General features: G+C 54.7%; 27 protein-coding genes. 20 read left to right on the top strand and 7 right to left on the bottom strand.

What is annotated here, in order from left to right:
* Positions 1 to 30: 30 nt before the first annotated feature.
* Both V2154_RS19375 and V2154_RS19370 read left to right on the top strand, forming a co-directional pair.
* Positions 31 to 279 (top strand): AbrB/MazE/SpoVT family DNA-binding domain-containing protein, encoded by a 249-nt coding sequence (locus tag V2154_RS19375; protein WP_353503490.1) that lies wholly within the window; start codon positions 31 to 33, stop codon positions 277 to 279.
* On the top strand, positions 279 to 623 hold the full coding sequence (locus V2154_RS19370; protein ID WP_324254481.1) for a type II toxin-antitoxin system PemK/MazF family toxin: 345 nt from the start codon (positions 279 to 281) through the stop codon (positions 621 to 623). Before V2154_RS19375 ends, V2154_RS19370 begins: the two co-directional genes overlap by 1 nt.
* 19 nt (positions 624 to 642) lie before the next feature.
* On the opposite strand, the gene V2154_RS19365 is transcribed toward V2154_RS19370, so the two are convergent.
* Entirely contained in the window at positions 643 to 1,551 is a 909-nt protein-coding gene (locus V2154_RS19365; RefSeq protein ID WP_353503489.1) for a DMT family transporter, read from the bottom strand.
* A gap of 179 nt (positions 1,552 to 1,730) precedes the next feature.
* On the opposite strand from V2154_RS19365, the gene V2154_RS19360 reads away from it, so the two are divergent.
* The 3 genes from V2154_RS19360 to V2154_RS19350 all read left to right on the top strand — a co-directional run bounded on the left by V2154_RS19360 (position 1,731) and on the right by V2154_RS19350 (position 3,898).
* Positions 1,731 to 2,609 carry a helix-turn-helix domain-containing protein gene (locus V2154_RS19360; RefSeq protein WP_353503488.1) on the top strand — a complete coding sequence of 293 codons (879 nt, stop codon included), beginning with the start codon at positions 1,731 to 1,733 and terminating at the stop codon, positions 2,607 to 2,609.
* A gap of 69 nt (positions 2,610 to 2,678) precedes the next feature.
* Positions 2,679 to 3,209, top strand: coding sequence for a GNAT family N-acetyltransferase (locus tag V2154_RS19355; protein ID WP_353503487.1), 531 nt, complete (start codon positions 2,679 to 2,681; stop codon positions 3,207 to 3,209).
* A 65-nt stretch (positions 3,210 to 3,274) separates the two neighbouring features.
* Positions 3,275 to 3,898, top strand: a complete 624-nt coding sequence (locus V2154_RS19350; RefSeq protein WP_353503486.1) for a glutathione S-transferase family protein — start codon at positions 3,275 to 3,277, stop codon at positions 3,896 to 3,898.
* A 91-nt stretch (positions 3,899 to 3,989) separates the two neighbouring features.
* Here the strand turns inward: V2154_RS19350 and V2154_RS19345 are convergent, their stop codons facing one another.
* On the bottom strand, positions 3,990 to 5,102 hold the full coding sequence (locus V2154_RS19345; RefSeq protein ID WP_353503485.1) for an SDR family oxidoreductase: 1,113 nt from the start codon (positions 5,100 to 5,102) through the stop codon (positions 3,990 to 3,992).
* Between the two features lie 493 nt (positions 5,103 to 5,595).
* Between V2154_RS19345 and V2154_RS19340 the strand changes: the two genes are divergently transcribed.
* Positions 5,596 to 6,453 carry a PA4780 family RIO1-like protein kinase gene (locus V2154_RS19340; protein WP_353503484.1) on the top strand — a complete coding sequence of 286 codons (858 nt, stop codon included), beginning with the start codon at positions 5,596 to 5,598 and terminating at the stop codon, positions 6,451 to 6,453.
* Between the two features lie 91 nt (positions 6,454 to 6,544).
* Here the strand turns inward: V2154_RS19340 and V2154_RS19335 are convergent, their stop codons facing one another.
* Both V2154_RS19335 and V2154_RS19330 read right to left on the bottom strand, forming a co-directional pair.
* Positions 6,545 to 7,285: a molybdate ABC transporter substrate-binding protein gene (locus V2154_RS19335; RefSeq protein ID WP_353503483.1), complete on the bottom strand. Its 741-nt coding sequence runs from the start codon at positions 7,283 to 7,285 to the stop codon at positions 6,545 to 6,547.
* Between the two features lie 43 nt (positions 7,286 to 7,328).
* On the bottom strand, positions 7,329 to 8,408 hold the full coding sequence (locus V2154_RS19330; RefSeq protein WP_353503482.1) for an ABC transporter substrate-binding protein: 1,080 nt from the start codon (positions 8,406 to 8,408) through the stop codon (positions 7,329 to 7,331).
* Positions 8,409 to 8,589: 181 nt separating this feature from the next.
* On the opposite strand from V2154_RS19330, the gene V2154_RS19325 reads away from it, so the two are divergent.
* From V2154_RS19325 to V2154_RS19315, 3 genes are all read left to right on the top strand, one after another.
* Positions 8,590 to 9,042: a GNAT family N-acetyltransferase gene (locus V2154_RS19325; RefSeq protein WP_353503481.1), complete on the top strand. Its 453-nt coding sequence runs from the start codon at positions 8,590 to 8,592 to the stop codon at positions 9,040 to 9,042.
* Between the two features lie 95 nt (positions 9,043 to 9,137).
* On the top strand, positions 9,138 to 9,926 hold the full coding sequence (locus V2154_RS19320; RefSeq protein ID WP_353503480.1) for an inositol monophosphatase family protein: 789 nt from the start codon (positions 9,138 to 9,140) through the stop codon (positions 9,924 to 9,926).
* 73 nt (positions 9,927 to 9,999) lie between these two features.
* Positions 10,000 to 10,338 (top strand): nuclear transport factor 2 family protein, encoded by a 339-nt coding sequence (locus V2154_RS19315; protein WP_185689159.1) that lies wholly within the window; start codon positions 10,000 to 10,002, stop codon positions 10,336 to 10,338.
* A gap of 108 nt (positions 10,339 to 10,446) precedes the next feature.
* Here the strand turns inward: V2154_RS19315 and malG are convergent, their stop codons facing one another.
* The 3 genes from malG to malE all read right to left on the bottom strand — a co-directional run bounded on the left by malG (position 10,447) and on the right by malE (position 14,183).
* On the bottom strand, positions 10,447 to 11,337 hold the full coding sequence (malG, locus tag V2154_RS19310) for a maltose ABC transporter permease MalG (protein WP_034793391.1): 891 nt from the start codon (positions 11,335 to 11,337) through the stop codon (positions 10,447 to 10,449).
* 19 nt (positions 11,338 to 11,356) lie between these two features.
* Positions 11,357 to 12,904 (bottom strand): maltose ABC transporter permease MalF, encoded by a 1,548-nt coding sequence (malF, locus tag V2154_RS19305; protein WP_437342012.1) that lies wholly within the window; start codon positions 12,902 to 12,904, stop codon positions 11,357 to 11,359.
* An 88-nt stretch (positions 12,905 to 12,992) separates the two neighbouring features.
* Positions 12,993 to 14,183, bottom strand: coding sequence for a maltose/maltodextrin ABC transporter substrate-binding protein MalE (gene malE / locus V2154_RS19300; RefSeq protein ID WP_437342011.1), 1,191 nt, complete (start codon positions 14,181 to 14,183; stop codon positions 12,993 to 12,995).
* A gap of 452 nt (positions 14,184 to 14,635) precedes the next feature.
* Here malE and malK point away from each other — a divergent pair, with 452 nt between their 5' ends.
* The 11 genes from malK (at position 14,636) to V2154_RS19245 (ending at position 24,802) form a co-directional block, all read left to right on the top strand.
* Positions 14,636 to 15,745, top strand: a complete 1,110-nt coding sequence (gene malK / locus V2154_RS19295) for a maltose/maltodextrin ABC transporter ATP-binding protein MalK (protein WP_034793386.1) — start codon at positions 14,636 to 14,638, stop codon at positions 15,743 to 15,745.
* A gap of 30 nt (positions 15,746 to 15,775) precedes the next feature.
* The gene (locus V2154_RS19290) at positions 15,776 to 17,071 is read left to right on the top strand and encodes a maltoporin (RefSeq protein WP_353504033.1); all 1,296 of its coding nucleotides are present in this window, start codon (positions 15,776 to 15,778) and stop codon (positions 17,069 to 17,071) included.
* Positions 17,072 to 17,285: 214 nt separating this feature from the next.
* Positions 17,286 to 18,212 (top strand): maltose operon protein MalM, encoded by a 927-nt coding sequence (gene malM, locus V2154_RS19285; RefSeq protein ID WP_353503478.1) that lies wholly within the window; start codon positions 17,286 to 17,288, stop codon positions 18,210 to 18,212.
* Positions 18,213 to 18,318: 106 nt separating this feature from the next.
* The gene (locus V2154_RS19280; RefSeq protein ID WP_353503477.1) at positions 18,319 to 19,155 is read left to right on the top strand and encodes an AraC family transcriptional regulator; all 837 of its coding nucleotides are present in this window, start codon (positions 18,319 to 18,321) and stop codon (positions 19,153 to 19,155) included.
* A 56-nt stretch (positions 19,156 to 19,211) separates the two neighbouring features.
* A complete protein-coding gene (locus tag V2154_RS19275; RefSeq protein ID WP_353503476.1) occupies positions 19,212 to 19,658 on the top strand; it encodes a DUF2000 domain-containing protein in 447 nt (148 codons plus the stop codon).
* A gap of 99 nt (positions 19,659 to 19,757) precedes the next feature.
* Entirely contained in the window at positions 19,758 to 20,396 is a 639-nt protein-coding gene (locus V2154_RS19270) for an RpiB/LacA/LacB family sugar-phosphate isomerase (protein ID WP_034793380.1), read from the top strand.
* 104 nt (positions 20,397 to 20,500) lie between these two features.
* Positions 20,501 to 21,202 (top strand): acid phosphatase, encoded by a 702-nt coding sequence (locus V2154_RS19265; RefSeq protein WP_353503475.1) that lies wholly within the window; start codon positions 20,501 to 20,503, stop codon positions 21,200 to 21,202.
* 201 nt (positions 21,203 to 21,403) lie between these two features.
* Positions 21,404 to 22,144 (top strand): response regulator, encoded by a 741-nt coding sequence (locus tag V2154_RS19260; protein ID WP_353503474.1) that lies wholly within the window; start codon positions 21,404 to 21,406, stop codon positions 22,142 to 22,144.
* On the top strand, positions 22,141 to 23,448 hold the full coding sequence (locus V2154_RS19255) for an ATP-binding protein (protein WP_353503473.1): 1,308 nt from the start codon (positions 22,141 to 22,143) through the stop codon (positions 23,446 to 23,448). Before V2154_RS19260 ends, V2154_RS19255 begins: the two co-directional genes overlap by 4 nt.
* A 161-nt stretch (positions 23,449 to 23,609) precedes the next feature.
* The gene (locus V2154_RS19250; protein ID WP_353503472.1) at positions 23,610 to 23,879 is read left to right on the top strand and encodes a YdgH/BhsA/McbA family protein; all 270 of its coding nucleotides are present in this window, start codon (positions 23,610 to 23,612) and stop codon (positions 23,877 to 23,879) included.
* A 155-nt stretch (positions 23,880 to 24,034) separates the two neighbouring features.
* Positions 24,035 to 24,802 (top strand): alpha/beta fold hydrolase, encoded by a 768-nt coding sequence (locus tag V2154_RS19245; RefSeq protein WP_353504032.1) that lies wholly within the window; start codon positions 24,035 to 24,037, stop codon positions 24,800 to 24,802.
* Position 24,803: the final 1 nt, after the last annotated feature.

The following is a 24,803-nucleotide window of genomic DNA, read 5'->3' as shown; positions in this document are numbered from 1 at the left end:
TTTGTAGATACATTGATGAAGGAATATACGATGCGAACACAAGCTACATTACAGAAATGGGGTAACAGCATTGCGCTCAGGCTGTCAGGAAATTTGAAGTCGATTCCACAGTTTGAAGAAGGGGATGTCGTAGACGTCGAAATTACGGAAGAGGGTTTGCATATTCGTAAAGCCGAGAAGAAAAACGTGACGGAAGCAGATTTACTGATGGGATTGAGTGCCTACACCGCCCATGCGGATGAATTGGTAGAACCTAAGGACAGGGAGTTAGATTTTTGATTTATATACCCAAACGCGGAGATATTTGCTGGCTGGATTTTGAGCCGACGAAAGGCAAAGAAATAGGGAAATACCGTCCAGCCCTTATCCTCTCTCATGAAACTTACAGCACCGTCACTGGCTTGGTGATATGTACACCGATCAGCAGCAGTATTCGGGGAGCGCCGACGGAAGTATTGGTCAATAACCTTGAAACTCCTAGTGTTGTCGCCACCACGTTAATTCACACACTTGATTGGCGGCAGCGTAAGGCCAAGTTTATTGTCCGAGCTGAACCTCAGCTTTTTGATGATGTACTTGCCAGAATCATTCCGCTGATTGGTGGAGAAAGTCTATTGGCCTGATCCCTCAGGCCAACCCGATTTAACTCAATGCTTTATCCGTTTTACGCCATCCGCTGAACCAGTTAGGTTTGGCGAACATCACGAAATTCCCCAGCAGGATCATGCCGAGCCCAATCACTGCGTTAACGTGCCACTGATAGCCTTCGCCGAAAGTAGAGACAGTTAGCGCCACCAATGGGAACAGCAGGGTGCTGTAAGCCGCTTGGCTGGCCCCGATACGCCCGACCAGGCTGAAATAGATGCCGAACGCCACTACCGAGCCGAACACGGCGAGGTAAATCAGTGAGCCGATATACTGCGGCGTCAGGTCGATGGCGAAGGATTCACCCTGCGACAGGGCCAGCGCGCCAATCACTGCGGTGCCATAAAACATCGCGTAAGTGTTGGTGGAGAACACGTCCAGCCCGCGATTTTTGTGGCGGGTGCTGATCATATTGCCCAGCGAGAAACCGTAGGTGCCGAGCAGGCTCAGGCCAATGCCTTTGAGTAATTCTGGCGCGATATGGGACGCGGAAAGGTCGTGCCAGAACAGGGTCACAATGCCCGCCAGACCGAGGATAGAAGCGGGGATCAGCGTTGGCGCGAGCTTTTGGCGGAAGAACAGCATGCCGTTAAAGGCATTGAACAGCACTGACATGGAGAAAATCACCGATTCCAGCCCGGTGCTGATATAGGCCGCAGCATGGTAGAAGCAGTAGAAGTTGAAGCTGAACACGCAGCAGCCCTGCACCATGCAAAACAGGTGGTCGCGCAGCGGCAGGCGGCGCAGGCGGCGGGTTGCCAGCATGACAATCAGCATCAGGATGGCGGCCAGCAGGAAACGATAAAAAATAGAAACTGACGCAGGAACATCACCTTGCTGAAGATAAATAGCAAACCACGTCGTGCCCCAGACCAAAATAATCGAAATATATAACAGCGCGTTCATGTTCAATCCCCGGTATAGAAAGGCGGAATTCTGCGGCATTTGCCGCGACCGCGCTTGCACCGGGCTGCTGGGGTTTGCATATTCTTGCGCTTTTTTTCAGGGTGAAAGCTCAAAAACTGGCCTCCGCACCCGCCAAACCGTTACACTTAGCGCTCTCATTTATTCCAACGGTGCGCACCATGGGCAAGGTTTATCAGGCGTTCGAAACGCTCAGGAAGCATCATGCTGTCCTGCACGACAGCGTGGAGTTAGGCTCTGGTATTAAGCTCGCCGCCTGGTCGAACAAGAATGACTGCGTCACGCAGGAGAATCCTGACCACCATACTCTGAGCCTCTACGTGGCGGATGGCTATGAAACCTATCATAAAACGCGCTCCGGCTGGCGGAACGGCGGTGGCCCGGATCGCTTCTGCATCATGCCCAAAAATAATGTGTCGAGTTGGGACGTGCGCGACGATCTCTCCTTCGTGCATCTGTATTGCAGTGATGAGCATCTGCTGCATTTGGTCGAGCAGACGTGGGAACGCACACCGGCGAGCATTCAATTGGAAGAGCGAACTTTTGCCGAAGACCCGCAAATCACGCTGCTCTATCGCCAGTTTTTGCTCAGTAGCCAGTGGCAGGAGCGTAGCAACCACCTGATGCTCAGCAGTGCCTCCACGCTGCTGATGGCCCATCTGGTGAAAAACTACACCCAGCTACAGTGGGCCTTGCCGACGGTGCGCGGCGGGCTGTCGCCTGCGGTACTTAACCGGGTAAAAGAGTATATTCACGCCAATCTTTCCCAGTCGCTACTCTTGGCCGAGCTGGCGGCCTTGGCGGAGCTGAGCGAATTCCACTTTGCCCGCATGTTCAAACAGAGCATGGGCATGGCGCCCCATCAGTATGTGATGAATGCCCGGCTCATTCAGGGCGAGAACTTACTGCGCGGCAGCGCGCTGGACGTCACGGCCATTGCGCTGGAGTGCGGCTTCAGCTCGACCAGCCATTTTAGTAACCGTTTCAAAGCCATGCGTGGTATCACGCCGACCGAACTTCGCCAGCAAATCTTGCGCTAAAAAGTCCATTCCCTCCCCACGTATTTCAGTGTTAGCTTATGATTTAGTGAAATTTAATGAGCCAACCCCATGCTGACTTCTGCCCCCGTTTTAGAAACTGTGCGCCTTGTCCTGCGCGGCCATCGCGTGGAAGATTTTGATGCCATTGCCGAGCAGTGGGCCAACCCCGACGTGGTGAAGTATATCGGCGGCACGCCGTCCAGCCGAGAGGCCAGTTGGAGCCGCTTATTGCGTTATCCGGGTCACTGGCAGATGCTGGGCTTTGGCTATTGGGCCGTTTGTCTGCGTGACGGCACCTTTGTTGGTGAAGTGGGTATTGCGGATTATCAGCGCGATATCACCCCCTCGCTGGAAGGTTTGGCCGAGATGGGCTGGGTGATCTCCCCGGCTTTCCACGGCAAAGGCTATGCGCTGGAAGCCGCGCAGAAAGTGCTGGAGTGGGCCGACACCCACCTCGACCGCCAGCTCTGCTGCATCATCGATCCTGAACATATTGCTTCGATTCGCCTCGCCGAGAAGTGTGGCTTTGTGGCGGAAACCGACACCGAGTATTACGGCAGCCCAACCCGCATTTTTAAACGTGCGGGGCCGCGTTTTTAACTCTTTTTATGGGTCACCAGATCCACATTGATGTTCACATTGTCTGCTGTCTATCAGGAGGTATCGTGTTGAAATTATTGGGTAAGGCGTCATCTATCAATGTCCGCAAAGTGCTGTGGACCTGTCATGAGCTAGGGCTGGATTATTTACGCGAGGACTACGGCAGCGGATTTCAGTCCACCGAAACCCCTGAGTTCAAAGCATTAAATCCCAATGCCATGGTGCCGGTGCTGATCGACGGCGATTTTGTGCTGTGGGAATCCAACGTGATTTGCCGCTATCTGGCGGCGCGCGAAGGGCGTGAGGATCTGCTTTCGGCAGATATAAAAACCCGCGCCCTGGCCGAGCAGTGGATGGACTGGCAGGCGGGCGAGTTGAATAACTCTTGGCGCTACGCCTTCCCGGCGCTGGCGCGTAATAGCGCGCAGCATCAGGACCCGGCGTTAATTGAAGCCGGAGTGAGTAACTGGAATCGGCATATGCAGATTTTGGAAGCGCAGCTACAAAAAAGCGGTGACTACGTGCTGGGAGACAGCTTCACGCTGGCGGATATCCCGCTGGGCCTGTCGGTAAACCGCTGGGCGATGACCCCGATGGCTCGCCCGGCGCTGCCTGCGGTGGAGGCTTACTACGAAAGATTGAACCAGCGCGAAGGTTTCCGGCTGTTTGGTCGCAACGGAATGCCGTAAGCGAAAAATTTGTCGCTAAAAGCCCGCAATAAAAAAATCCCGCGCAAAAATATAACGCGGGATTTTTATTTTCAGCGGTTTCTCTGAAGGCTTATTTAAAATCAACCATCATCAGTTCGGAGATGGTTTGACCGTGCGTGGAGCTAACGCACTTATCGATATAGTTTTTAAATGGCATAGGTTTTGGCAGGCCCATGTCCATTACACGACGGTTATCGAATTTGACGTTTAATTCCGCGAAGCTGCCATATAATTTAATGGCGCGTAAAATAATCTTATCATTGCACGGGCCAAGAATATCTTTGAACTGCTTGCGAATACCAATGAAGTCTTGATAAGTCGTTTGTTTGTATTCATTAACGGCCGCTGGCGTATTGCTGGCTTTGGCGACACAAATATCTATTTCATGGAAAGGCGTGGACATATCGCCGGATGAAATATGATAGAAATCGTGCTGAATATCGCTATTCAGGCAGAGATTGACCAATACCATGGCGCAATAATCCACCGGAATAACGTCAATTCTATCGTCCAACGTACAGGGGAATTTCTTCAGTTTTAGCGCCATCAGGAACACCCAGAAAATACTGCTGGATGGGCGACAACCAAACTGAGTGTGGCCGACGATAATTGACGGGCGCGCCACGACGAAGGGCATATCCGGACACTCTTGGCGGATCAGATTTTCAATCGCACGCTTGGACGCCGTGTACTGCACCAGATCTTCGTTATGGGCGTTGTCAGGCATATCTTCATAGAAGATGCTGTCTTTGTCTGGCATGGACGCCATGGCGGTGCCGACGTGGACAAAGCGTTGCAGGCTTTTTACCTGTGCCATACGTTTAGCAAAAGCCAGTGAGCCATCAACGTTCACTTTCCACAGCACCGGATTATTACCAAAGGATGCAATGGCGGCGCAGTTGATCACGTGAGTAATGTCATCAAGGCGCGGATCGTTAATAAAACCTTCAGGTTCGCCGAGGTCGCCAATCAAAATAGAGTCTTCGGTGATAACGGAAAGCTGTTGTTCGGTTAAATCGAATTTTTGCAGATTACTAATAATACGTTTACGGCCAGCCAGATTATCGTCAGCCCTGACTAATAAAAGTAATTGAAGGTTATCCATAGCGACGTGACGAATAATATGTTCAACCACTGCGCCACCCACGAAACCTGATGCGCCGGTAATTAAAATATTTGGCATGACTGTTACCTATAACGAGAAAGTTCCGGCACAGTACCACTCTCATAATAAACGATATGTATACCAACGCGGGTGATAAATAAACGATAGTTAAACGAAGTGCGGGGGTAAATAATGGGGTTTATCATTCCCAATATATTTTTGATATTAATTTACACGCATTTTTACAGATGGAAATAATGAATGTTTATTAATGCTTAATAAATAGCAGGGTGGGGTAAATAAACAAACCCTTCCAGCTTATCTTTTCTGTCAGGTTCTTTGATGAGCGCATTGCCCTTAGCTGGCATAAGCATCAGTTTGTGCAGGAAGTGATCACTAAGATAAACTGACGGAAATCCCCCGTCGTAGTCAGGTGTTGTTTGCGGCGGAGTGTTACAGTATGCATTACGAAATGGGGGAAGTGAGCCGCAGGCCGCTCTCTCATCAAAGTTCACGAAGGGAATATTGCGCTGGTGATTCCCTCGCGCGAGTAAATAAGGTACAAGGCTGCATGAAAATCCCAAATAGAATCCAACCTCTGGTGGATGACGGCCTGATAGACGATGTGGTCCGTCGACTGAAAAGCGGCAAAGAAGCCGACGTTTACACTGTACTTTGCGGTGAAGAGATCCGTTGCGCCAAGGTTTACAAGGAAGCCACCCAGCGTAGTTTTAAGCAGGCGGTGCAGTATCAGGAAGGGCGTAAGGTTCGCAACAGCCGCAGTGCGCGTGCGATGCAAAAAGGCTCGAAGTTCGGTCGCAAGCAGCAGGAAGAAACCTGGCAGACCGCCGAAGTTGACGCGCTTTTCCGCCTCGCTAACGCCGGGGTGCGCGTGCCACAGCCTTACATCTGTCTCGACGGCGTGCTGCTGATGGAGCTGATCACCGATGCCGAAGGGCTGGTGGCGCCGCGCCTGAGTGACGTGATGCTTACGCCAGAAGAGGCGGTGGCTGACCACGACACCATGATCCGCAATATCGTGCGCATGCTCTGTGCCGGTATCGTTCACGGCGACTTGTCAGAGTTCAACGTGCTGATGGACGCCAACGGGCCGGTGATTATCGACTTACCGCAGGCCGTCGACGCCTCGGCCAACAACCACGCCGAATCTATGTTCGAGCGCGACGTGAATAACATGCGCAGCTACTACGGGCAGTTCGCGCCGCAGTTGCTGGAGACGCGCTTCGCCAAAGAGATTTGGGCGCTGTATGAAGACGGCAAACTGACGCCGGAAAGCGTGCTGACGGGTCACTTTGTGGAAGACACTTCGAAAGCCGATGTGGATTCGCTGCTGGATGAAATTATCGCCGCAGAAGATGAATATTACGATCGCCAGCGTGCGCTGAAGGAACGTGATTTCAACGATTGATCTAGCAAGATTGCAATAAGAAGGGCGCAAGCAGAGAACCCACTTCGCGCCCGACGACATCGCTTCGACCAAGCTTAAAACAGTTCCCCGGTTATTCCCGCATCACCGAGTCCCGCCCGCAAAAACCGGCATTCTGTAGCAGGTGCTGGCCTTGGTCAGACAGAATAAATTCCGCCAGCGGCTTGGCCTTCTCCGTACAGATCGCCAGCGCGTAGTTGGCCCGCACGTTGTAATCCGCCGGAATGTTAAACACCCGCAGTTTATCGTTTTCACGCAGCAATCTGGCATAGCTGGTGTAGCCAATGAACAGGTCGGTCTGCCCGCTGCAAATCAGCCATTCTGACGCCAATTTGCCTTTGGGTACCACGGCGCTGTTGGGGCCGCCAACCAGTCTTAGCGCTTTATTACGCAACCCCTCGCCAGAACCCGGATGGCGGCGCTCAATCTCTTCGAACATCTGCAAGGTGTAATCCCCCGACGGGTCGCTCTGCGGCGTCGAGGTGGCGAGGCGAAAACGAGAGTCGAGAAGCACGGTCAGCCAATTCAGGCCGTCCAGCTCTGGCGTATCACGCGCCACCAGACAGAGGCTGTTGCCGCAGAAGGTATTCACTTCCAGCGCGCGGCCCTGCTGCTGGATGGCCAGCGGATGAGCAGTGTTGGCGGAGGCGAAGAGATCGGCTTTCTCCCCCTGCTCAATGCGCTGGCGCAATAGCCCGGCGGGTCCAAATTCGGTTTTTACTTTCGTGCCGGTGGCTTCGGTAAAAGCTTGCGTCAGCTGCTCCCACACCAGACGCAGACTGCCCGCCGCCAACACGTTGATTGAATTTGCCATCTCTTATTCTCCTTTATTATTTTATCGCCTCACCGTGATGGCATCAGGGGCGAGGCTGGCTCCCTTTCTGCTCGGCTTGACTGACATAGCTCGTACGGTAGAAACGCTGATAATAGTCATCTGCCTGTTTCTGCATATTGATGTCGGTAAACTTTTGTGGATAAAGCTTTTTCGCCATCCACAGTTCGCCAATCGCCAGCGCTTCGGGCATTGGGTAACCCCAGGCTTTGGCGTACTCAGGCATCAAATACACTCGATGGTTCTTCACGGCGTCGATGGCCTGCCATTGCGGATCGTTATTAATTTGATCCACCACTTCCGGATAGCGATCTTGCACGAAGATCACCTGCGGATCCCACGCGATCACCTGTTCCAGCGCCACCTGCTTGAAGCCTTTCACCGTCGCGGCGGCGACATTCATCGCACCGGCATGGGCCATCATCAGCCCGGTATATTTGCCCGAGCCGTAGGTGGTTAATTCAGGATTGGCCATGTAAGTGCGTATACGCCTATCGGCAGGAATGTCTTTCAAACGCTGGCTAACAATCTGACGCTGAGAAAAAGTATAGTCGATCAATGCCGCGGCCTGTTTTTGGCGGTTCACAACTTCGCCAATCAGTCGGATGCCTTGCTTAAGCCCGTTATCGTAAGCCTGATCCTCATTGTCGAGGGTCGGATTGAGTTTTCCCGCCTGATCCTTGGCATCTTCGCGCAGGGAAATCGCCACCACTGCGATGCCGGTATGGCTAATCTGGTCAATCATCTCCTGCGGCGCGTAGTTGGTGACGAACACCACCTGCGGGTGCAGCGCCACTAGGCTTTCCAGATTCACACTGGTCAGGTCGCCGACCTGCGCCTTGCTATCAAGTGACGGGGCCAGACGCTCATAGCCATCGCCCAGCTGTTTTTTCCAGTTATTGAGCACGCCGACGATCTCGTCCGTGGCATCAAGCTGCACCAGCAGGTTGAGCGTCTGGTGTTGCAACACGACGACGCGATCGACTTTATCGGGAATCGTCACCTGACGGCCTAACTGGTCGGTAATCTGGCGGGAAGCCCATGATGAAAGTGGTGCAAAGCTCAGCGCAAGGCCAAGCAGCAAAATTGAACGGAAAGCGCGCACGTTATGATCCTCTGGTTCGTTGTGAAATGGATTATATAACGGAGCGGCTTAACAAAATATGACCAAAAGTGGGGAGATGAAACAGAAAGAGCAGAGCAACGGAAAGCAAAAAAAATCTAGCAACGCGCAGAGGGCCAGAGGCGCTATATTGGTAAGTCTTTCGACACTCATCGGAGAACCTATGTTAATCATTGCGTCGGTTGACCCTTCTACGACGGGATTTGATGCTCTCTGCGCCGAAAGTCAGCGCGAGGGGCAACGCATGCTGGTGCGCCTGCGCGACAACTGGCGCTCTGGCGCCAACCGTTTTGCCCTAAAGGGGGAGATGCTCAACGGGGCATTTTTATTGCAGCAGGGCAGCGATGAGCGCCAACTGGTGGGCATCTGCGGGCGCAATATCGACCCCTTTGCCAACTCGCCGCGCATTGGCCGGGTGCGCCATCTGTTTGTGACCCGCGAGCTAAGGCGGCAGGGCGTCGGCCAGTTGCTGATGACTCACCTGCTGGCCGATGCGCCAGACTACTTCGACCTGCTCAATACTCACGCCCCGGAGAGCGCCCACGCCTTCTACCGCAGTTTGGGGTTTGTGCCGGTGACGGATGACCCCAATGTGACCCATCGTTTGACGCTCTAACGGCAGATTGTCATATTTTGTTCATCAATCAGAGGGCATGCTGTGGCCAATTTTATTTTTGCTCAAGCAAAACGGGATGAAATTCAGGGACAACGATGATTAACCAAGACATGTCACCACGTCTGGCCAAGGCCAGCCAGATTGCCGCGCAGGCCGCCGAGCTGGCGCTAAACTACTTCAACCGCCGGGATGAGATTCAGGTCAGTAGCAAAAAAGTGCAGGATTTTGTCTCACAGGCCGATGTCGCCGTGGAGCAATTTATCCGCGCGCAGCTGGCCGAGCATTTCCCGCAAGATGCCATTATTGGCGAAGAGCTTGGCGGCACGCTGACCGACGCGGCCTGCTGGGTTATCGATCCAATCGACGGCACCTCGAATTTCCTGCGCGGTTCGCCGCTGTGGGGCGTGTCGCTGGGGCTGGTGGAAGGCAAGAAGCCGGTGATTGGCGTGGTGGCGCTGCCGGTGCTCAATGAACAGTTTGCGGCACAAAGCGGCAAAGGCATCTTCCTCAACGGCGAGCCTTTTACCCGCGACAACCGTTTTGGCGACGTGCAGATCCTCTCCCTCGGCGACAGTTCCGACGACCGCCTCGATGACGCCGCCAACTTCTACCAAGGGCTGCGCGCCGCCGATTGGTCGGTGCAGTGTTATCGCTGCACCACCGTGGGCATGGTGTTTGCCGCCAAAGGGGTGATTGACGGCCATCTACAGCGCCGCACCACCCTGTGGGATATCGCCGGAGGCGCGGTGCTGTGCCAAGAGGCCGGGCTGGAAACCGTGGTCAACTTCGGCGATGAAGGTATTCGCGGGTTGTCGGTCGCCAGCGGCACGGCCAGCTTGATGAACACGGTCAGAGGCCTGTGGGATTTAAAACCTCGTGATTGACATATTGACTGCATCAATTGATATTGAATTTCCATTCAAATAATAAGAATTTTTATTCAATTCCGGAGTTGATATGTCTTCACCTTTATTGCCTGTTGAACAGCAGTTTTATGCCTATAACGAGCACGACTTAGAAAAGTTCGTCGCCTGTTTCAGTGAAACTTTCAAAGGGTTCCGTATGCCTGCCACCGAGCCTTCGACCGTCGGCAAGCAGCAGTTACGTGAGTTTTATGCTAATCACCGCTTTAATAACCCGAAGCTGCGGGCTGAATTAATATCCCGTTCGGTGCTGGGCAATAAGGTGTTTGACCACGAACGCATTCACGGCATTAATGAGCAGCCCATCGAAAGCGTCGCGGTGTTTGAAATTGAAAATGGCCTGATTGAAACCGCGTGGTTCTACTTCGCGTAACGGCTTCTAAACCAGATGAAAAAAGGCGACTTTCGCAAGTCGCCAATAGTTCAGACACAGAGGTTGTTGAGAAGTACAGCCAAATAACACCAAGCGCATTGCAGTAAACTAGCCCTTCACCCCGCCCGCCGTTAATCCTCCCACCAGCCAGCGTTGTGCAATCAGGAACACCGCCGTGATAGGTATCGCAGACAGAATTGCCGCCGCGGCAAAGTCGCCCCACAGGTAGTTTTGCGGGTTGAGATATTGCTGCATGCCGACCGCCAGCGTGTAGCTATTGACGTCGCGCAGCAGCAGAGACGCCACCGGCACTTCGGTGATCGCGGCGATAAACGACAGAATAAACACCACCGCCAGAATCGGCACCGACAGCGGCAACAGCACCAGCCGGAAAGCCTGCCAAGGCGTCGCGCCGTCGAGCGAGGCGGCTTCTTCCAGTGAATTATCAATGGTTTCGAAGTAACCCTTAATGGTCCAGACGTGCAGCGCGATGCCGCCCATATAGGCGAAAATCACCCCGCCGTGGGTATTCAACCCGAGGAAAGGCACATACTGGCCGAGGCGGTCGAACAGGGCGTAGAGCGCCACCAGAGAGAGCACCGCCGGGAACATTTGGAAAATCAGCATGCCTTTCAGCAGCGTGCTTTTACCGCGAAAGCGCATGCGCGCGAAGGCATAGGCGCAGGTGGTGGAGAGCGCCACAATGCCGATCGCGGTGATCACCGCAATCTTGATGGAGTTCCACAACCACAGCATCACCGGGAAGGGCGGCGGCGTGACGCTGCCGTCGCTGTTGGTTACCGCCATACCCAGCGCCAGCTTCCAGTGATCCCAGGATATTTGCTCAGGAATGATGCTGCCGGTGGCGAAGTTGCCGGGCCGTAGCGAAATCGCAAATACCATCAGCAGCGGGAACAAGATCAGCGCCACAAAGCACAGCAGCAACACGTGAGTGACCAGCAGCCGGAGTTTTTGCGACTTAGGTTTAACCATGGGCATTTGTCTCTCTCCTTGTCGACTAGTCGAATTTCATGCGGGAAGCTTTCAGGTTTATCAACGCCAGCGCACCCACCAACAGGAAAATCAGCGTGGCAATCGCCGCCGCCAGCCCGAAATCTTGGCCTCCGCCGCCCTCAAAGGCGATGCGATAGGTGTAACTGACCAGCAGGTCGGTATGCCCGGCCGGGGTAGTGGTGCCAATCATATTCGGGCCGCCGTTGGTCAACAGCTGGATCAGCACGAAGTTGTTAAAGTTAAAGGCAAAGCTCGCTAGCATCAGCGGTGCCAGCGGCTTGATAAGCAAAGGGAAAGTGATACGGAAGAAGTTCTGCATCGGCGTCGCGCCGTCCATCGCCGAGGCTTCATACAGGTCATCAGGAATGGCCTTCAGCAGCCCCATGCACAAAATCATAATGTAGGGATAACCCAGCCACGTATTGACGATAATAATCATGGTCTTGGCGGTCAGCGGGTCACTAAACCACGCTGGCTTGATGCCAAACAGGCTACTGAGCATCAGGTTGATTTCACCGAAGCTTTGGTTAAACAACCCTTTGAAAATCAAGATGGAAATAAAAGCCGGCACGGCATACGGCAGAATAAACAGCAGCCGATAAATGGCCTTGCCTTTCAGCTCCTCCCACTGCACCACGCAGGCCAGCACCATGCCCACGGCGGTGGTGAAAATCACCGTCAGCAGCGAGAAGATAATGGTCCAGACGAAGATAGACAGGAACGGCTTCTGGATGCCGTCGTCGTGCAGTACGCGCAGGAAGTTGGCCCAGCCGATATTCACCGTAAAGCCGGGACTGAGCTTCTCCGCCTGCCACTCGCCTTGGGCATTCACCGCCTGATAGAAGCCAGTTTGCATATTCGGGCGATACACCACGCCGCTCTGCACGTTGGTCAGCTGTTTGCCATCTTCAGCGCGCTGGTACAGAGGCTGGCTGCCGGAAAACTGGCGCAGCGAGCTCATCTTCAGGCTTTCGCCACTAGGCAGTTTGGCGGTCAATTGCCCCAGCGCCTGACGGTTTTGGGTGACGACGCGCAGCCCGGCTTTTTCCCCCTCGGGCATGGCCTGCGGAGAGAGCGTTAAGGTTTGCTGCGTCGCCGGATTAAAAGCAAAGGGGGCGGACACTAATATTTCGCCACTGTCAGGCGAGGTCAGGGCCAAGCGCCACTGGTCGGCGTCGGCGGGGAATAAGGCGAACGGGTAGGCTTTATCAGCCTGAAACTGGCGGTCCATTAATACCGACTGCGCCCGTTCAAAGGTCAGTTGGTTGGTGCTGCTGTAGTTGGTGAAGGCGATGAAAATGGTACAAACTAGCGGGAACAGCACGAACAGCGACATACCGGCGAGGCCGGGATAAATATAGCGCCACGAGTAGGCGCGGCGGTTGGCATAAATATATAAGCCGACGCTGGAAAGCAGCAGCGTTAGCATGGCAAACAGCATCTCGCCCTGCGCGTACATCAGGACAATCAGGTAGCCGGTAAACAGGGCGAGCAAACTGACCACCAGCCATTTCACGCCACTGCCGATGCGCCCTTTTTTTCTGGCTGACATTCCGCTTTCTTGCATAGCACATCCCTTGTTACGCCGGGGCGAAGCTTCACCCCGGCGGGTTACGACTCACTTTAGCTCAGGCGTCAGATTACTTGGTGACGCGGGTTTCAGCTTCTTTCAGCGCCTGCTCGACGGTTTGACGACCATTGATAGCATTGATGATCGCGCTGCGTTCGGCATACCAGAAGTTACTCATCTGCGGGATATTCGGCATGATTTCGCCGGTTTTCGAGTTCGCCATGGTGGCGGCAATGCGCGGATCTTGCTCCAGTTTTTCCTGATAGGACTTCAGCGCCACGGCGCCCAGCGGCTTGTCTTTATTCACTGCCGCCAAGCCGTCATCGGTCAGCAGGTAGTTTTCCAGAAACTCTTTGGCCAGCTCTTTATTCGGGCTAGCGGCATTAATACCCGCGGTTAATACCCCGACGAACGGCTTCGACGGTTTGCCCTGGAAGGTTGGCAGCAGCGTCACGCCGTAGTTGATTTTACTTTTATCGATGTTTGACCATGCCCAAGGGCCATCAATGGTCATCGCGGTCTGGCCCTTGTTAAACGCGGCTTCGGCGATGGAGTAATCAGTGTCGGCATTAATATTTTTGTTCTTCACCATGTCGATGATGAATTGCAGGCCAGCCTGCGAACCCGCGTTATTCACGCCGGTGTCTTTGATGTTGTATTTGCCGTTTTCGTATTTGTACGCGTAACCGCCGTCGGCGGCGATAATTGGCCATGTGAAGTAGGGCTCTTGCAGGTTCCACATGATGGCGCTTTTGCCTTTGGCGCGCAGCTCTTTGTCCAGCGCGGGGATCTCTTCCCAAGTCTTCGGCGCCTGCTTGATGATGTCTTTATTATAAATAAGCGACAGCGCTTCCACTGAAACCGGGTAGCCGATCAGCTTGCCGTTGAAGGTGACCGCGTCCCAGGTAAACGGGAAGAGTTTATCTTTGAACGCCTGATCCGGGCTGATTTCCGCCAGCAAGCCGGACTGGGCGTAGCCGCCAAATCGGTCATGGGCCCAGAAGATAATGTCCGGGCCGTCGCCGGTGGCAGCCACCTGCGGATACTTCTCTTCCAGTTTGTCTGGGTGCTCAACCAGCACTTTGATGCCGGTGTCCTTCTCAAACTTCTTACCTACTTCGGCCAGGCCGTTATAGCCCTTGTCTCCGTTGATCCAGATGACCAACTTGCCTTCTTCGATTTTGGCAAACGCGGAGGACGACATGAAAAGCGTTGCCAGGGCAGATACTGCGAGAGTTCGTGTGACTGTCTTATTCATCATCTAATCCTTTAACGAGCGTAGAGAGGCGATTTTTATTCCGTCTGAAGGTGACGTTAATGTCGTAAAAGTCGGTTTGAGGTAGCCAGATAAGCTTGCCGGACCAGTGTCGGCGATAACTCAACATAGCTTCATCATCCCCCTCTCTACGCCCCCCTCTCTGGTTGTGTGATCCACTTAACACTGCCGCGCATTCTGTGGGGTATAACTCAAAATTATGGGTGGCAATTTGCCATCAAGATCACGAATTTGATCTTTAGTGTGAACTTTCAGCCGTTTGCGCAATAGCCTCATCCTCCTTCCTCCTCCCCCACGAAAATCTTTGTTACGGATGATTACGAAAAGGTATCGTTCCCGCACTCTGCCTGACATTCAGTTTCCTTGCTTACGCGGCGAATAAATGATTGACCGCGCGGTGAGCAGGAGACTCCAGCAAGTCTGTTCAGGAGTCGGCTATGGCGGGCGTATCACTTCGTAACCTCTACAAAGCCTTTGGCGACACGGTCATCTCAAAAGACGTGAATATTGAGATTGCCGAAGGTGAGTTCGTGGTTTTTGTCGGGCCGTCTGGCTGTGGCAAATCTACGCTGTTACGCATGATTGCGGGCCTGGAAGATATTACCTCCGGCGACTTGCTGATTGGCGAGAAACGCATGAACGACGTGCCGCCCGCCGAGCGTGGCATCGGCATGGTGTTTCAGTCCTACGCGCTCTACCCGCACCTCTCCGTGGCCGAAAACATGTCCTTCGGCCTGAAGCTGGCGGGCACCAAAAAAGCCGAAATTACCCAGCGGGTGAATCAGGTTTCAGAAGTGCTGCAACTGGCTCACCTGCTGGATCGCCGCCCGAAGGCGCTCTCCGGCGGCCAGCGTCAACGCGTCGCCATTGGCCGCACGCTGGTGGCCGAGCCGACGGTTTTCCTGCTCGATGAGCCGCTGTCGAACCTCGACGCCGCGCTGCGCGTCCAGATGCGTATTGAGATCTCCCGTCTGCATAAGCGTTTGAAACGCACCATGATTTACGTCACCCACGATCAGGTCGAAGCCATGACATTGGCCGACAAAATCGTGGTGCTCGACGCCGGTCGCGTGGCGCAAATCGGCAAGCCTCTGGCCCTGTACCACTATCCGGCAAATCGCTTTGTGGCCGGGTTTATTGGCTCGCCAAAAATGAATTTCCTGCCGGTGAAAGTCACCGGCGTTGAAGCCGAACGTGTGCAGATTGAACTGCCAGACCGCCAGCGCGTATGGCTGCCGGTTGAGGGCAAAGAGGTCACGGTCGGCAGCAATCTGTCTCTGGGGATCCGTCCTGAACACCTCTTACCGAGCGATATCGCAGAAGTGACGCTGTCCGGCGTGGTGCAGGTGGTCGAGCAGCTCGGCAACGAAACCCAGATTCACATCCAGATCCCGGCTATCCGTCAAAACCTGGTGTACCGCCAGAACGACGTGGTGTTGGTAGAAGAAGGTGCAACATTCGCAATAGGCTTGCCGCCTCATCGCTGTCACTTGTTCCGCGAGGACGGGACTGCGTGCCGACGGCTACACCCAGAGCCCGGCGTTTAAAGCACGCGATCCCCCTACAGGAGAACAATGATGATGACTTTGCGTAAATACTCTCTGCCGCTGGCAGTCGCGGCGGGTATTTTTTCTACACAAGCGATGGCAGTAGACTTCACCGGTTATGCGCGTTCGGGCATTGGCTGGACTGGCAGCGGCGGCGAACAACAATGTTTTAAAGCGACCGGTGCTGACAGCAAATATCGTCTGGGTAACGAATGTGAAACCTATGCCGAGTTACGTCTTGGACAGGAAGTGTGGAAGGAAGGGGATAAGAGCTTCTACTTCAACAGCAACATCGGTTACGCCGTAGACCAGAGAAATGACTCCGAATCGACCAGCCCTGCCGTGCGTGAAGCTAACGTGCTGGGTAAAAACCTGATTGACTGGCTGCCGGGTTCTACTATCTGGGCCGGTAAGCGTTTCTACCAACGTCATGACGTACACATGATTGACTTCTACTACTGGGATATTTCTGGTCCTGGTGCAGGTATCGAAGACATCGACTTGGGCTTTGGTAAGTTGTCTCTGGCAGCCACCCGTAACACCGAAAGCGGCGGTTCTTACGGCTACATCGCTGACCAGCGCAACGAAGTTCCAACCTCTAACGACGTGTTCGACGTGCGCGTAGCGGGCCTGAACACTAACCCAGGCGGCGTGTTAGAGCTGGGTGTTGACTACGGCCGTGCTAACCCACGTGACGGTTTCTCTCTGGCTGACGACGCCACGAAAGACGGCGTAATGCTGACTGCTGAACACACGCAGAGCATCTACAACGGCTACAACAAATTCGTCCTGCAATACGCCACCGACTCCATGACCGATCCGGGTACTAACGGGGCGAGCGGCCACTCCAGCGGCGGCAGCGTAAACAACAACGGCAACATGTGGCGCGTGCTCGACCACGGTGCCATCGACTTCAACGATACTTGGGGTCTGATGTATGTCGCGATGTACCAAGATGTTGATCGCGATAACAATAACGGTACAACCTGGTACACCGTGGGTGTGCGCCCGATGTATAAATGGACGCCAATCATGAGTACCTTGCTGGAAGTGGGCTACGACAACGTCAAATCCCAACGTACCAGCCAGAACAACGGCCAATACAAAGTCACCCTGGCGCAACAATGGCAGGCTGGCGACAGCATCTGGTCACGTCCGGCAATTCGTGTCTTCGCCACCTACGCCGACTGGAACGAAAAATGGGGCTACGACACCGACCGCGGTCTGAACAACGGTCTGGCCATGAGCGACACCAGCACCAATACTTTCAGCCGTGGTAAGGACAGTGAAGTTACGTTCGGCGCACAAATGGAAATCTGGTGGTAAAACCTTCGTCATCCTTCGCGCTGTGGCCGCGTTGGCTGCCCGCGCTCACCCCAGTCACGTAGTTGTCTACGCTCCTGGGGATGAGCTTGGTTGCCGCCTTGCCACAACACGAATGATTTAGAAGGTTCGGTGGCAGGGTTGGGCCACAAAAAACAAGATGTGCTGGCTGGCGATCCTTTCGCCAGCCTTCATGGTGATTCAAAAGGAAATAACGATGAAAAAGAATCTGCTGTCACTGTGTCTGTCATTGAGCCTGTTGTCGATGACCCCCGCAGGTGTTTATGCTGCGCAAACTGACACAGCGGTTGCGCCGGTGATCTCCGCTCAGACCTTACAGAAATTGTCGTGGACGCCACTGGTTCCTCCGGTGACGCAGGATGTGACGCTGTCGGCTTCTAGCGCACAAATCAATCAGGGTAATATTCAGGGCGCGGTAGGGGCATTTGCTGTTCCTGCGGACCGTGGTTCTCTGGAAATTACCGTCACCAGCATCGCAACCGGCAAAACGGTATATGTGCCGAACGTCTTAGTGCTGGACGAACAAATGCGCCCGGCGGCCTATTACCCATCAAGCTACTTCCCGTATGAGAAACCGGGCATTGTCTCCAGCGATCGTCTGGAAGGCACTTTGAAACTGACGCCAGCGCTGGGTCAGAAACAGATTTACCTGTTGGTTTACACCACCAAGCAGGACCTGGCGACCACTACCCAGATGACCAACCCGGCCAAGGCCTATGCCGCTGGCGTGGGTAACGCCATCCCGGATATTCCAGACCCGATTGCTCGCCACACGCCAACTGGCACGCTGAGCATTAAAGTTCGCGCCGAGCAGAAGTCGGGCAACATCATGATTGGTCAGATTCTCGATAACGTGAATACCAGCACCAGCTCTGCGACTCCGGCTCCAACGCCGATTATCGTTGGTCAGCAAGCTGCGCCAGCACCGGTTCGCACCGAACCTACTGCACCAGCCAAACCGGCCGAGCCAATGCTGTCTGATTCAGAAGCCTACTTTAACAATGCGATTAAGAAAGCGGTGAAAGCCGGTGATGTGGATAAAGCACTGAAACTGCTGGACGAAGCCGAGCGTTTGGGTTCGAAAACCGCCCGTAAAACCTTTATCGACAGCGTTAAGCATTAATCCCCGCTGACGCTTCAGCTCCTCCGTTTTGGGGGAGCTGAACATCCTTTCTCTTCCTCCTGCCATTTTGTTACTCTGTTGTTAATTTAGACAGCGGAGCAGGGCCATGGCGCCAAAAAACTGGGTCGATTTATCGAAAGATAAAGAGAGCGGCATCGAAACCATTCAGGCGCATTTTGAAGGCCACGCCTACGATCCGCATTGGCACGACAGCTATTTAATTGGCGTAACGCGGCAGGGCGTGCAGCAGTTCAGCTGCCGTCGGCAAAAACACCAAAGCCTGCCCGGCAAGGTCTTTATGCTCGAACCCGGCGAGATCCACGACGGCGACGCGGTGGCACCCGACGGTTTCACCTATCACATGCTCTACCTCGACCCGCAGTGGCTCAGTCGCGAACTGGCCTCGCGTCGGGAGGATTTCATCCCCGGCGGCGACCCCAGTTTTGAGCGCACTCTGGCGCAGGATGTGCAACTGGCCCAGGCGGTTTCCAGCGCCTTCGACGCCTTGCACAGCAACGATCTGCGCATTGTTCGCGAGTCGACGCTGGATAGCATGCTCAATGCGCTGGGTGGGCATCTGACCTGGCGGCTGAAGGCCGACGGCGAGGGAACCGATGTCTCTCTGGCCCATCGCGCACGGGACTTCCTTCACGCCCATATGCAGGAAGATATTGGGCTGGATCAACTGGCCGCCGCCCTCGGCGAAAGCCGTTTCATCGTCACTCGCGCCTTCAAGGCCGCTTTCGGCTTGCCGCCTCACGCCTACCTGATTCAGCTAAAACTGACCCGCGCCCGCCACTGGCTCGCCGCCGGGCACTCGCCGGTAAGAGTCGCCACCGACCTCGGTTTCGCCGACCAAAGCCACCTCGGCCGCTGGTTCCGCCGCGCATATCAGCTGACGCCAGCGCGTTATAGGCGGCTGTGCACAAATCTTCCAGATTGAGTTTTTCTGGCGGGCTATGCTCCGGTTTTCACTGTGCAAAATCGGAGTTTGTTTCTATGAATGCCCCTGTATCTCCTTTATCCCCATCTTCTTCACTACCGGAACGCTGCGTGGTGGTAATCAATAGTGAACTGAGTGCCGGACATGCCGCCAATGCCGCGGCGGTGCTGGCGTTGACTCTCGGCCAGCGCCATCCGGGGCTGGTGGGGGAGCCGCTGATTGATGCCGATGCGCGAGTGCATCCGGGGCTCATTCCGATTGGGATTAGCGTGCTGGTGGCGGATAGCCAAACCCTGTCGCAGCTGCACCAAACGCTGCTCAACGATGATGAGATGGACGGAGTGATTTTCCCGGTCGAAGGCCAGCAAACCACCGACTACGCGGCATTTCGTCAGGCGGTCACTCAGGTGCCGACGGATTCGCTGCAACTGCTGGGCATCGCGCTGGCAGGTAACAAGAAAGTGGTAAGAAAACTCACCGGCAAGCTCGGCTTATTGGGCTGATTCTGTGAATTCAGTCACGCCAGTGGTCATTCTTTCAAGCATAAAACTATTTTTTCATTAAAATGAAATGACGGTTCAATAATTGAAAGGGATGAAGAAATGAAAATTGCACTGATGATGGAAAACAGTCAGGCCGCGAAAAATGCGTCGGTCCTGAAAGAGCTGAAAACCGTGGCGGACGAGAAGTCTTACTCGGTTTACAACGTCGGCATGAGCGACGAGCAGGATCATCACCTGACCTATATTCATCTCGGTATCATGGCCAGCATCTTGCTGAATGCCAAGGCGGTGGACTTTGTGGTCACCGGCTGCGGCACCGGGCAGGGCGCGCTGATGTCGCTGAATATCCACCCTGGCGTGGCCTGCGGTTACTGTATCGACCCAGCGGATGCCTACCTGTTTGCCCAAATCAATAACGGTAACGCGCTGTCTCTGCCTTTCGCCAAAGGCTATGGCTGGGGCGCCGAGCTGAACGTGCGCTTTATTTTCGAGAAAGCCTTCTCGGGTGAAAGAGGTCAGGGCTACCCGGCTGATCGCAAAGAGCCTCAGGTGCGTAACGCCGGGATTCTCAATCAGGTCAAAGCTGCCGTGGTGAAAGAGAACTATCTCGACACCCTGCGCGCCATTGATAAAGATCTGGTGAAAACGGCGGTAAGCGGCCCGCGCTTCCAGAAATGCCTGTTTGAAAACGGCCAGAACAAAGAGATCGAAGATTTCGTCAGAACCCTGCTGGCGTAATTCCCCAGCCATGCCTCGCAACGCGCGCGGGCATGGCTGTCATATTGCTGTCATATCCGCTCTTTACTCTCCTGCTATTCGAAAAAAAACTCAGGAGCTCTCCCTTGCGTAAGTCCCTCGTCGCATTACTGTTTTTAACCCTTTCCGGCGCTGCATTTACTTCTCAGGCCGCTGAAGAAGCTAAGCCGTTTGTCACCAGCAAAGAGGTTGATCTGAGTAAATATCTGCCAGCTCCTCCGGCGGATGACTCGGCGCAAACCAAGGCTGAAATCAAAGAGCTGTTGGCGATTCAGGCCAGCCGTACGCCGGAGCAGGAGAAGGCGGCGATTGCCGACGCGCAGGAAAACGTCTGGCGCTTCGCCGATGTGATGGGCCCTGAATTCACCGCTGAAAAATTGCCAAAAGTGGCCGCGCTGTTTGACCGTGTCGTCGCGACGGAAGACGTGGTGGATGACTCCGCCAAGAAGTTCTTCAACCGTTCGCGCCCGTACATGGTGGATGAGCAGATCCACCCGCTGCTGAAAAAATCTAAGTCTGGATCATGGCCGTCCGGCCACTCCACCGTCGGCTATCTGATGGCGACCGTGCTGGCCGATATGGTGCCGGAAAAGCGCAACGAGCTGTTCACCCGCGCTGCAGGCTATGCCGAGAACCGCCTGGTTGCAGGTTTCCATTACCGTTCTGATACCGTCATGAGCCGCACCGGTGCTGCGCTGATCGCCCAGAAAATGGCCGAGCAGCCAGAGTTCCAGACTGAATTCGACGCCGCCAAAACCGAACTTCGCGCGAGCATGGGGCTGAAGTAACTTCCCCGATTCGTCCATAAAAAGCCGCTCCGCCGCCTCGAAAACGTCCGAGCGGCTTTTTTATTATTTCACTTTCCCTCTTTCACCTCTCGCCATGTATCCCCCGGCCATACAGATACACTGTGGTACAAAGCCGACTTTTTAGACCGAAATAATAGGATACAATCTGTTCATCCCCTCCTGATGCTAATGGACCTTTCCGTGGATCATATTGACCATATTCTGATCGTGGATGATGACCGCGATATTCGTGACCTTATCGCCGATTACCTGCAAAAAGCCGGGTTGCGCACCAGCGTGGCGGCCAACGGCAAGCAGATGCGCGCCTTGCTGGAAACCCAGCCGGTGGACCTGATTGTGCTGGATATCATGATGCCCGGTGACGACGGTTTGGTGCTGTGCCGCGAGCTGAGCAGCGGCAAGCATCGCACCATTCCGGTCCTGATGCTGACGGCCCGCCATGAAGAAACTGATCGGATTTTGGGGTTGGAGATGGGCGCGGACGACTATTTGGTGAAGCCTTTTGTCGCCCGCGAGCTGCTGGCGCGCATCAAGGCGATTTTGCGCCGGGCGCGCATGTTGCCGCCGAATCTGCAAGTGACCGAAGCAGGGCGGTTGCTCTCCTTTGGCGTGTGGGATTTAGACACGTCGGCGCGCCATTTGGTGGATGCCGACGGCACTATTGTGGCGCTCAGCGGCGCGGAATATCGGCTGCTGCGGGTCTTTCTCGACCATCCCCAGCGGGTGCTAAACCGCGACCAACTGTTGAATCTGACTCAAGGCCGCGACGCCGAGTTGTTCGAGCGCTCAATCGATTTGCTGGTCAGCCGCCTGCGTCTGCGGCTCAACGATGACGCCCGCGAGCCGGCCTACATCAAAACCATGCGCAGCGAAGGCTACGTTTTCTCCATGCCAGTGGTGATCAAAGAGGCCCGCGAATGACCTGGTGGCCGCGTTCTCTGCTTTCCCGTCTGCTGATTATCGTGCTGCTCGGCCTGCTGCTGGCGAACGCCCTGACGCTGAGCTTATTGATGTATGAGCGCATTAGCAGCGCCCGCTCGGTGATGCTGGGTAATCTCGAATATGACGTGGCGACCAGCGTCGCTATTCTCGACCGGCTGCCCGCCGCCGAGCGCCCGGCCTGGCTGAGCATGCTCGGGCGCGGAAACTACCACTATTTGCTCAGCGCCGGTCAGCCCGGCGAATACCCGACGACGTGGCGTTCGCAGGATACCGCCGAGTCGCTGGAGCAGGCGCTGGGAGCCAATTATCACCTGTCGATCAATGCTATTCCGGGCAAGCATGAGCAGCTACAGGCGCACCTCACCCTGAAAGACGGCCAGCCGCTGACCATCGACATCACGCCGCGCCCGACGCCCATCGCCAACTGGCTGCCCTTTGTACTCTGCGTGCAGCTGGCCTTGTTGCTGATTTGTTCGTGGTTCGCCGTGCGTCAGGCGGTGCGGCCACTGACCGTGTTCACCAAGGCGATAGAGTCCCTCGACCCAACTTCGCTGTCAGCCAGCACCATGGCGGAGAGCGGGCCTGCCGAAGTGCGCTACGCCGCGCGGGCTTTTAACGCCATGCAGGCCAGAATCAAAGGCTATCTGAAGGAGCGGGCGCAAATTCTGGCGGCCATTTCTCACGATTTGCAGACGCCGATAACCCGCATGAAATTGCGTGCCGAAATGGCCGACCAGCCCGAGCTGCGCGACAAGCTGCTGTTAGATCTCGAGGAGATGACCCATCTGGTGCGCGAAGGGATTGCCTATGCCCGCGCGTCAGAAAATCTTGAAGAGAAGTTCAGCCGAATCGACCTCAATGCCTTTATCGATAGTCTGGTGTGCGACTATCTCGACGTGGGGAAAAACGTCGCTTTCATCCCCGCCTGGCAGCCCGTGGCGCTGGTGACTCACCCGCAGGCGCTGCGGCGTATTCTGACCAACCTAATTGATAACGCGCTGAAGTTTGCCGGCAGCGCCGAGCTGCGGCTCAGTCTGAGTGAGAGTGGGACGGCGGAGATCGTCATTGCCGACAATGGGCCGGGGATCCCGCCGGAGGAGCTGGAGTCCGTGTTGCAACCTTTCTATCGGGTCGAAAGCTCGCGCAATCGCGATACCGGCGGCACCGGGTTGGGTTTGGCTATCGCCCAGCAGTTGGTCAATCAGTTGAAGGGCAAGCTACAATTGGCCAATCGCCAGCCACAGGGTTTGCAGGTCATAATTCATCTCTCCCTAACTGAATAATTGTTTTCTTATGTATCAGCGCCGCCCGGCGCTATACAGAAAAACAAATCTCGCGTTAATTGAAACAGCCCACATACATTTATCCGTTTAAATAAGTCATCCGCCGAGACAAGGTCCGGCGGAAATAAACTTAACTTAATCGATATATTATGAGGCTTATTATGAAACTCTTCCGCACCGTTATTCTGCCACTCTCTTTGCTTATTACCGCCGCTGCCGCCACGCCTGCCTATGCCGCAAAAGAAGTCAATAATACACAGGGCTTGGTGAAAATTGGCACCGTTTCTGACAGCAGCAGTAATGCGCTTTCATTATCTGAATTAAATGAAAACCTCTCCATGAAAGCCGATAAAGCCGGAGCCAGCGCGTATCGCATTATCGCCGCCGGGGGGAATAACAGTTATTACGGCGTGGCCGAAATATACCGTTAATTGTGTATCTCATTATTTATTACGTCATCCAGATACATAGACATAAGAATCCGCTACCAGACCGAAACATGCCAGATACATAACAACTTTACTCTTGTTACGTCGGGAAAATCATCCCGCCTATGTCCCTTGGTCTGATATTTCAGGAGAAAATGATGAAGCCGCTACACAAAACGTTTTTGGCCATGACCGTCGCCGGTCTGATGACCGGCTTTTCCGCCCACGCGGAGCAGGTTCACACCATTGTTCTGGTCCACGGCGCTTTCGCCGACGGCACCGCCAGCTGGGAGCAGGTGATCCCTGTTCTACAGTCGCGCCATTACGAAATTATCACCGCGCAAATCCCGCTGACCTCGCTGAAAGAGGATGTCGAAGTGACCGAACGCGCTATTGCCCGCGCCAAGGGCGACGTGATTCTGGTCGGCCACTCGTGGGGCGGCACGGTCATCACCCAGGCCGGTAATAACCCACGCGTCAAAGCCTTAGTGTACATCAATGCCTTCGCGCCGTCCGCCGGGCAGTCCACCGCCGATCTGGTGAAAAGCTTCCCGGCACCTCCGGGCAGCGCAAAAATAGTGAAAGGGGCTGACGGCTTCCTCAGCCTGCCAGCCAGCGCCATCGCCAGTGACTTTGCACAGGACGCCACGCCCGAGGCGCAGAACATCGTGGGCATAACTCAGGTGCCAATCCGCGCCTCAAGCTTTGATGAAAAAGTCACTAAAGCCGCGTGGGAAACCAAGCCCAGCTGGTTCTTGGTCGGCAGCAAAGATCGGATGATCAACCCCGACTTGGAGCGCGCGATGGCGAAGAAAATCCACGCCCGCGTGACCGAGCTGCCGGTAAGCCACGTCCCGATGCTGTATGACCCAAAAAACGTCGCCCGCACCATTTTCAAAGCGGTGAATATCACTTCGGGTAACTAGC

It is taken from the genome of Ewingella sp. CoE-038-23 (assembly GCF_040419245.1).
Classification (GTDB): domain Bacteria; phylum Pseudomonadota; class Gammaproteobacteria; order Enterobacterales; family Enterobacteriaceae; genus Ewingella; species Ewingella allii.
Note: the sequence above shows the minus strand (reverse complement) of the source record. Positions and strands in the feature narration are given on the sequence as shown.

Excerpts from the sequence above, each read along its gene's own strand:
- V2154_RS19365 (WP_353503489.1), bottom strand. The coding sequence starts at position 1,551 with ATGAACGCGCTGTTATATATTTCGATTATTTTGGTCTGGGGCACGACG.
- malG (WP_034793391.1), bottom strand. The coding sequence starts at position 11,337 with ATGCCCATGGTTAAACCTAAGTCGCAAAAACTCCGGCTGCTGGTCACT.
- malE (WP_437342011.1), bottom strand. The coding sequence starts at position 14,183 with ATGATGAATAAGACAGTCACACGAACTCTCGCAGTATCTGCCCTGGCA.
- V2154_RS19270 (WP_034793380.1), top strand. The coding sequence starts at position 19,758 with ATGAAAATTGCACTGATGATGGAAAACAGTCAGGCCGCGAAAAATGCG.
- V2154_RS19335 (WP_353503483.1), bottom strand. The coding sequence starts at position 7,285 with ATGGCAAATTCAATCAACGTGTTGGCGGCGGGCAGTCTGCGTCTGGTG.
- V2154_RS19275 (WP_353503476.1), top strand. The coding sequence starts at position 19,212 with ATGAATGCCCCTGTATCTCCTTTATCCCCATCTTCTTCACTACCGGAA.
- V2154_RS19250 (WP_353503472.1), top strand. The coding sequence starts at position 23,610 with ATGAAACTCTTCCGCACCGTTATTCTGCCACTCTCTTTGCTTATTACC.
- V2154_RS19315 (WP_185689159.1), top strand. The coding sequence starts at position 10,000 with ATGTCTTCACCTTTATTGCCTGTTGAACAGCAGTTTTATGCCTATAAC.
- malF (WP_437342012.1), bottom strand. The coding sequence starts at position 12,904 with ATGTCAGCCAGAAAAAAAGGGCGCATCGGCAGTGGCGTGAAATGGCTG.
- V2154_RS19375 (WP_353503490.1), top strand. The coding sequence starts at position 31 with ATGCGAACACAAGCTACATTACAGAAATGGGGTAACAGCATTGCGCTC.
- V2154_RS19320 (WP_353503480.1), top strand. The coding sequence starts at position 9,138 with ATGATTAACCAAGACATGTCACCACGTCTGGCCAAGGCCAGCCAGATT.
- malM (WP_353503478.1), top strand. The coding sequence starts at position 17,286 with ATGAAAAAGAATCTGCTGTCACTGTGTCTGTCATTGAGCCTGTTGTCG.
- malK (WP_034793386.1), top strand. The coding sequence starts at position 14,636 with ATGGCGGGCGTATCACTTCGTAACCTCTACAAAGCCTTTGGCGACACG.
- V2154_RS19280 (WP_353503477.1), top strand. The coding sequence starts at position 18,319 with ATGGCGCCAAAAAACTGGGTCGATTTATCGAAAGATAAAGAGAGCGGC.
- V2154_RS19360 (WP_353503488.1), top strand. The coding sequence starts at position 1,731 with ATGGGCAAGGTTTATCAGGCGTTCGAAACGCTCAGGAAGCATCATGCT.
- V2154_RS19255 (WP_353503473.1), top strand. The coding sequence starts at position 22,141 with ATGACCTGGTGGCCGCGTTCTCTGCTTTCCCGTCTGCTGATTATCGTG.
- V2154_RS19355 (WP_353503487.1), top strand. The coding sequence starts at position 2,679 with ATGCTGACTTCTGCCCCCGTTTTAGAAACTGTGCGCCTTGTCCTGCGC.
- V2154_RS19340 (WP_353503484.1), top strand. The coding sequence starts at position 5,596 with ATGAAAATCCCAAATAGAATCCAACCTCTGGTGGATGACGGCCTGATA.
- V2154_RS19345 (WP_353503485.1), bottom strand. The coding sequence starts at position 5,102 with ATGCCAAATATTTTAATTACCGGCGCATCAGGTTTCGTGGGTGGCGCA.
- V2154_RS19325 (WP_353503481.1), top strand. The coding sequence starts at position 8,590 with ATGTTAATCATTGCGTCGGTTGACCCTTCTACGACGGGATTTGATGCT.
- V2154_RS19245 (WP_353504032.1), top strand. The coding sequence starts at position 24,035 with ATGAAGCCGCTACACAAAACGTTTTTGGCCATGACCGTCGCCGGTCTG.
- V2154_RS19290 (WP_353504033.1), top strand. The coding sequence starts at position 15,776 with ATGATGACTTTGCGTAAATACTCTCTGCCGCTGGCAGTCGCGGCGGGT.